Below are 5,261 nucleotides of genomic sequence, written 5' to 3'. Positions count from 1 at the left end.
GAAGGTGGTTTTTGTAGGATATTCCATATTCTCTACCAATGCGAGTGGAGCTTATGATGGCAATCTGTTGTTGCCCGATGAGGAGATTGAACGACGTCTTTCTGCCTATGTGCCAAAGGTATCTTTTGATAGACTGAAACGTAAGTTGGAGGAGGAATTGTCCTCTCGTTTCGGTTCTGTCTATTCGGGCTATCTCGGTGTGGATATGATGGTTTGCCGGTTTCCTTCCGGAGAAGTTGAATATCGGATTCATCCCTGCGTGGAGATTAATCTACGGATGAATATGGGAGTGGTGGCACATTTTATTTATAAAAGGTATGTCATGTCCGGGGCTTCCGGTCGTTTTTTGATTACTTACCATCCGGTTTCCGGTGAAGCTATGCAGGCACACGAACAGATGAGGGCGGGGTATCCGCTTCAATTGAAGGAGGAGAAAGTGGTGGCTGGCTATATGCCGTTGGTGCCGGTCACTAATCGGAGTGCATACCGGGCATGGATCGAGGTGGGGTAGACGGTTATTTACTCTTGCACGGCTTTTCCTTCATTTCCATATCGGTCTACTGCTGTTACGGCAAAGTATACTTTTCTATTCCATGGCTGGAGAGGGGCATAGATGTATTCCGTTCCCCGTATGCCTTGTGCAATGATGTTTTCCGGCCGGGTAGTATCTACCGGATAGACATCCGAAGCATAAACCACATATCTCGGTGCGTTCATTTTGTCGTTGTCTGTGGCTGCTTGCCAAGTTAACGATGTATAGCCGTCTTTCCCGGAAATTACTTTCAGTCCGGACGGTGCACTGGGCGGGACATTGTCCAGCCATGGCATGGCCGGTTGCAGGGCAGGATGAGCATAAAAGTTTTCTGTCAGTTCGTCGTAGATGCCTTGTGTGTTATCCATCAGGTACTTTGCCCGATAATGGGCTTCTCCTGCCAGCTTGTGTTTACGGATAAAGTTGATTTGCCGGTCCACATCCTCCCGTATCCAATTTCCCTCGTCGGGATGCAGGAAGTAGATACCCAATCCCGGTATAATCTGCCGGCCGTTGCATTGTTCCTGCCAGTCGAGTACGAAAGGGTAAAAATTGTTCTGTCGGAAATACATCATGGGGTAGATCTGGTCTTGTATACCTTCGCCCATCCATCCTTGCGGATCTTGATATACGGTATGGAAAGCATTCCAGCCACGTGAAGAGTACCGGGAGGTATCTTTGTATTTTCCTACCGGGCAAGTGCTTACCTTTACCCATGGTTTGATCTCTTTTACACCTTTATATATATAGCGCACTATGTCTGTCAGATTGTCTCGACGCCACTGGTCCAGTGTCCTGCCTTTGCCGTAACGGCGGAAGTCATAGCTATCCGGAAAACGGGGCGCATTTTCGGGGTAACGCAAGTAGTCGAAATGTACACCGTCTACATCATAACGGGTTACCACTTCCCGCACCAACTTCATCAGGTATTCTTTCGTAGACGGGTGTCCCGGATTGAGGAAATATTCATTTTTATAGGGAATACATATCTCTTTTCTTTTTTTCGTAACGGATTTATTTCCCAGTTTGGCCACATGCTTTTTGTTTCCCAACGGAAGGGCTACCATCCAGGCATGACATTCCATACCCCGCTTATGACATTCGCGCACAGCAAAAGCCAATGGATCATATCCCGGATCGCCATCTACTTTTCCGGTCAGGATGGAGTTATACGGTTCGATAGAAGATTTGTAGAGCACATCTCCCCGTGTTCGGGTCTGGAACAATACGGTATTGAAATTAGCGGCTTTCAGTTTATCGAGAATTTCTATCAACTCTTCCTGTTGGCGGCGGATACCTGCGGGCGTTGTTGCCTTTGTTTGCGGCCAGTCCAATCCATACACGGCTGTTACCCATGCGGCACGAACCTCATATTTCGGTTGTGCTCCTGCGGGAGTCAGTGACAGAGTGAGAAATAGAAAGAGAAGATAACGGCGCATTACTGTTTGTATTTTGTTATAAATGGCAGCAAAGTTAGTAAAAGTGTCGGTATTCTTGTGCGTTTCATGGGATTATGTTACATTTGCGTCTGTTAAACCAGAAACACGTCATGATTACATTTACGCTGTGCCTGTTGGCACTTATTGTCGGATATTTTACTTATGGACGCTTGATGGAACGGATTTTCGGACCCGACGACCGAAAGACCCCGGCCTTGACAAAGGCCGACGGAGTGGATTATATCCCGTTGCCTACGTGGAAGATTTTCATGATACAGTTTCTCAATATCGCAGGGCTCGGTCCTATTTTTGGGGCGATTATGGGAGCAAAATTTGGTACTTCTTCTTATTTATGGATCGTATTCGGAAGTATCTTTGCCGGTGCTGTTCATGATTATTTTGCCGGAATGCTTTCATTGAGAAACGGTGGAGAGAGTTTGCCGGAGATCGTCGGTCGCTATTTGGGATTGACAACCAAGCAGGTGATGCGTGGTTTTACGGTTATTCTAATGATTTTGGTAGGATCGGTGTTCGTTGCCGGACCGGCGGGATTATTGGCAAAACTGACACCGGAATCACTGGATACGACTTTTTGGATCATTGTGGTCTTTGCGTACTATATCCTTGCTACCTTGTTGCCGGTAGATAAGATTATCGGGAAAATATATCCTGTATTTGCCATCGCTTTGCTGTTTATGGCAGTCGGCATCGTTGTGATGCTTTATGTGCATCATCCGGCATTACCGGAACTGTGGGACGGGTTGCAAAACACGAATCCGGATGCTGCAGCATTACCTGTTTTCCCGATTATGTTTGTCAGCATTGCTTGTGGGGCTATCTCCGGATTTCATGCTACGCAAAGTCCGTTGATGGCGCGTTGTATGACTTCAGAGCGTTACGGACGTCCGGTATTTTACGGGGCAATGATTACCGAGGGTATTGTTGCATTGATTTGGGCGGCAGCTGCCACCTATTTCTTTCATGAGAATGGAATGGAAGAGAATAATGCCTCGGTTATTGTAGATTCGATCACAAAAGGTTGGCTGGGTGCAGTCGGTGGGGTATTAGCTATTTTGGGAGTTATTGCCGCACCTATTACTTCGGGAGATACGGCTTTTCGTTCGGCCCGTCTCATTGTAGCCGATTTTCTGGGCTTGGAACAAAAAAGTATGCGCCGCCGTTTGTATATTTGTATCCCGATGTTTGTGGCAGCTATCGGTCTGTTGCTTTACAGCTTGAGTGATGCAAATGGGTTCAATATGATCTGGCGTTACTTTGCCTGGGCGAATCAGACGCTTGCCGTATTTACTCTGTGGGCCATTACGGTTTATCTGGTACGTTCAGGAAAACCTTATTGGATAACGTTGATACCGGCCTTATTCATGACGGCTGTCTGCTCCACTTATATTTGTATTGCTCCCGAAGGATTAGGACTTACGCATACCTTGTCGTATATCATCGGAGGAATTTGCACAGGGGTAGGGGTTGCTTGGTTTATCGTATGGAAAGGGCGATCGGCTCTTAAAAATAATAAATGATTAATTTAAACCTGATGAAGAAGTTAAAAAAGTCGACTTGGGTCACTCTGGCCCTTCTTATTTATGTTTCTGTGACGGCGGCTTATTTGTTGCCGCGCAATACGGAAGTAAGTGATACGGAGAAATATATTACTCTTGCGATCTCGTATGTCATTGTTTTTATTCTCTGGCTGGTATTGAGACAAAAGGAGAAGTTACAGCAACGTCGTCGTGAAGAAGAGCATTATACAAATCTAAAGAAATAAGTGTATGAAGAAATTAGTATTGGTTGTTTGTTTGCTGGTGGCCTCGTTAGCTGCCCGGGCACAGTTTGAACAAGGAAAGTGGATTATTAACCCGTCGCTTACCGGATTGAACTTTTCATATAGCAATAGTGAAAAAGCACAGTTTGGTATCGGGGCGAAAGCCGGTGCGTTCCTTGCCGAAGGAATAGCCTTGATGGTGGAAGCAAGTGCCGATTGGAGTAAGCCGATAGATGTTTATACGATAGGAACCGGCACTCGTTTTTATTTTAATAAAACAGGCGTTTTTCTGGGTGCCGGCCTTGACTTGAACCGTTATCGCATGAAAGGCGGTCACACTGGTACCGAATGGGGAGTGGGTATTGAAGCAGGATACGCTTATTTCCTTTCACGTACGGTTACTATCGAACCGGCGATATACTACAAATGGCGCTTCAACGACAGCGACCTGTCTAAATTCGGCCTCAAGGTAGGATTCGGATTCTACTTTTAGAAGAGGAAGCCTCTCCCCAACCCTCTCCGTGGGAGAGGGAGCTAAGTTAGTTTTGTAACTGATTAATAAACAATAGTATCTTTACCCCCTCTCCCACGGAGAGGGTGGGGGAGAGGCCTATAGTTTTTCTTGTAGAAACTGCCCCGTATAGCTGTTTTTGCAGGCTGCTATCTCTTCTGGGGTTCCTGTAGCTACGATATATCCTCCTTTATCTCCTCCTTCCGGTCCAAGATCGATGATATGGTCGGCACATTTTATCATATCCATATTGTGTTCAATGATGATAATGGTATGTCCCCGACGGATGAGGGCGTCGAATGCGTCCAGTAATTTTCGGATATCATGGAAGTGTAGTCCTGTAGTCGGTTCGTCGAAGATAAACAGAGTAGGATCTGCTTTTTCCTGGCTTAAGTAATAAGCAAGTTTCACACGTTGGTTCTCACCTCCCGATAGAGTAGAGGAAGACTGTCCGAGTTTGATATACCCCAATCCTACATCTTGCAATGGAGTCAGTTTTTTAACGATCTTCTTCTGTCCGTGCTCAGTGAAGAACTCAATGGCTTGGTTTACGGTCATCTCCAATACGTCGTAAATGTTCTTTTCGTGGAATTTGACTTCCAAGGTATCCGTTTTGAAGCGTTTTCCGTGACAGGATTCACATTCGAGCACCAAGTCGGCCATAAACTGCATTTCAACGGTAATGGTTCCGTCTCCTTTACACTCTTCGCAACGGCCTCCTTCGCTGTTGAAACTAAAGAATCCGGCTGAATATCCCATCTGCTTGGCTAAAGGCTGTTCAGCCCATAGTTTGCGTATTTCATCGTATGCTTTGATGTAAGTTACCGGATTCGAACGTGAGGATTTGCCAATGGGGTTTTGATCGACGAACTCGATGTTACGCAGGTTGCGGATGTCGCCCCCGATCGAAGCAAATTCTCCCGGGCGATCACTGCATTCATCCAGTTCCCGTTTCAATGCCCGATAGAAGATATCGCGAACCAATGTACTCTTTCCCGA

5 protein-coding genes and 1 pseudogene are annotated in these 5,261 nt (G+C 46.2%); 4 read left to right on the top strand and 2 right to left on the bottom strand.

Going from position 1 to position 5,261, the window contains the following annotated elements:
* Positions 1–511, top strand: a pseudogene (locus QVP90_RS02920) (hypothetical protein); the annotation flags it as partial.
* A gap of 8 nt (positions 512–519) precedes the next feature.
* Here the strand turns inward: QVP90_RS02920 and QVP90_RS02915 are convergent.
* Positions 520–1,971: a glycoside hydrolase family 10 protein gene (locus QVP90_RS02915; protein WP_005929671.1), complete on the bottom strand. Its 1,452-nt coding sequence runs from the start codon at positions 1,969–1,971 to the stop codon at positions 520–522.
* 110 nt (positions 1,972–2,081) lie between these two features.
* On the opposite strand from QVP90_RS02915, the gene QVP90_RS02910 reads away from it, so the two are divergent.
* Genes QVP90_RS02910 through QVP90_RS02900 form a run of 3 tightly spaced genes read left to right on the top strand, consistent with a single transcriptional unit; the run spans position 2,082 to position 4,244 of the window.
* Positions 2,082–3,509, top strand: coding sequence for a carbon starvation CstA family protein (locus QVP90_RS02910; protein WP_021935598.1), 1,428 nt, complete (start codon positions 2,082–2,084; stop codon positions 3,507–3,509).
* 14 nt (positions 3,510–3,523) lie between these two features.
* Complete coding sequence (locus QVP90_RS02905; RefSeq protein WP_025819133.1) at positions 3,524–3,754, top strand: hypothetical protein; 231 nt, start codon at positions 3,524–3,526, stop codon at positions 3,752–3,754.
* A 4-nt stretch (positions 3,755–3,758) separates the two neighbouring features.
* Complete coding sequence (locus QVP90_RS02900) at positions 3,759–4,244, top strand: outer membrane beta-barrel protein (protein WP_007481477.1); 486 nt, start codon at positions 3,759–3,761, stop codon at positions 4,242–4,244.
* 117 nt (positions 4,245–4,361) lie between these two features.
* Here the strand turns inward: QVP90_RS02900 and QVP90_RS02895 are convergent.
* On the bottom strand, positions 4,362–5,261 hold a 900-nt coding region (locus QVP90_RS02895; RefSeq protein ID WP_288203852.1), incomplete at its 5' end, for an ATP-binding cassette domain-containing protein.

It is taken from the genome of Bacteroides sp. CAG:189 (genome assembly GCF_000432295.1).
GTDB lineage: Bacteria > Bacteroidota > Bacteroidia > Bacteroidales > Bacteroidaceae > Bacteroides > Bacteroides salyersiae.
This window is presented reverse-complemented; position numbering and strand designations above follow the sequence as displayed.

Excerpts from the sequence above, each read along its gene's own strand:
- QVP90_RS02905 (WP_025819133.1), top strand. The coding sequence starts at position 3,524 with ATGAAGAAGTTAAAAAAGTCGACTTGGGTCACTCTGGCCCTTCTTATT.
- QVP90_RS02910 (WP_021935598.1), top strand. The coding sequence starts at position 2,082 with ATGATTACATTTACGCTGTGCCTGTTGGCACTTATTGTCGGATATTTT.
- QVP90_RS02915 (WP_005929671.1), bottom strand. The coding sequence starts at position 1,971 with ATGCGCCGTTATCTTCTCTTTCTATTTCTCACTCTGTCACTGACTCCC.
- QVP90_RS02900 (WP_007481477.1), top strand. The coding sequence starts at position 3,759 with ATGAAGAAATTAGTATTGGTTGTTTGTTTGCTGGTGGCCTCGTTAGCT.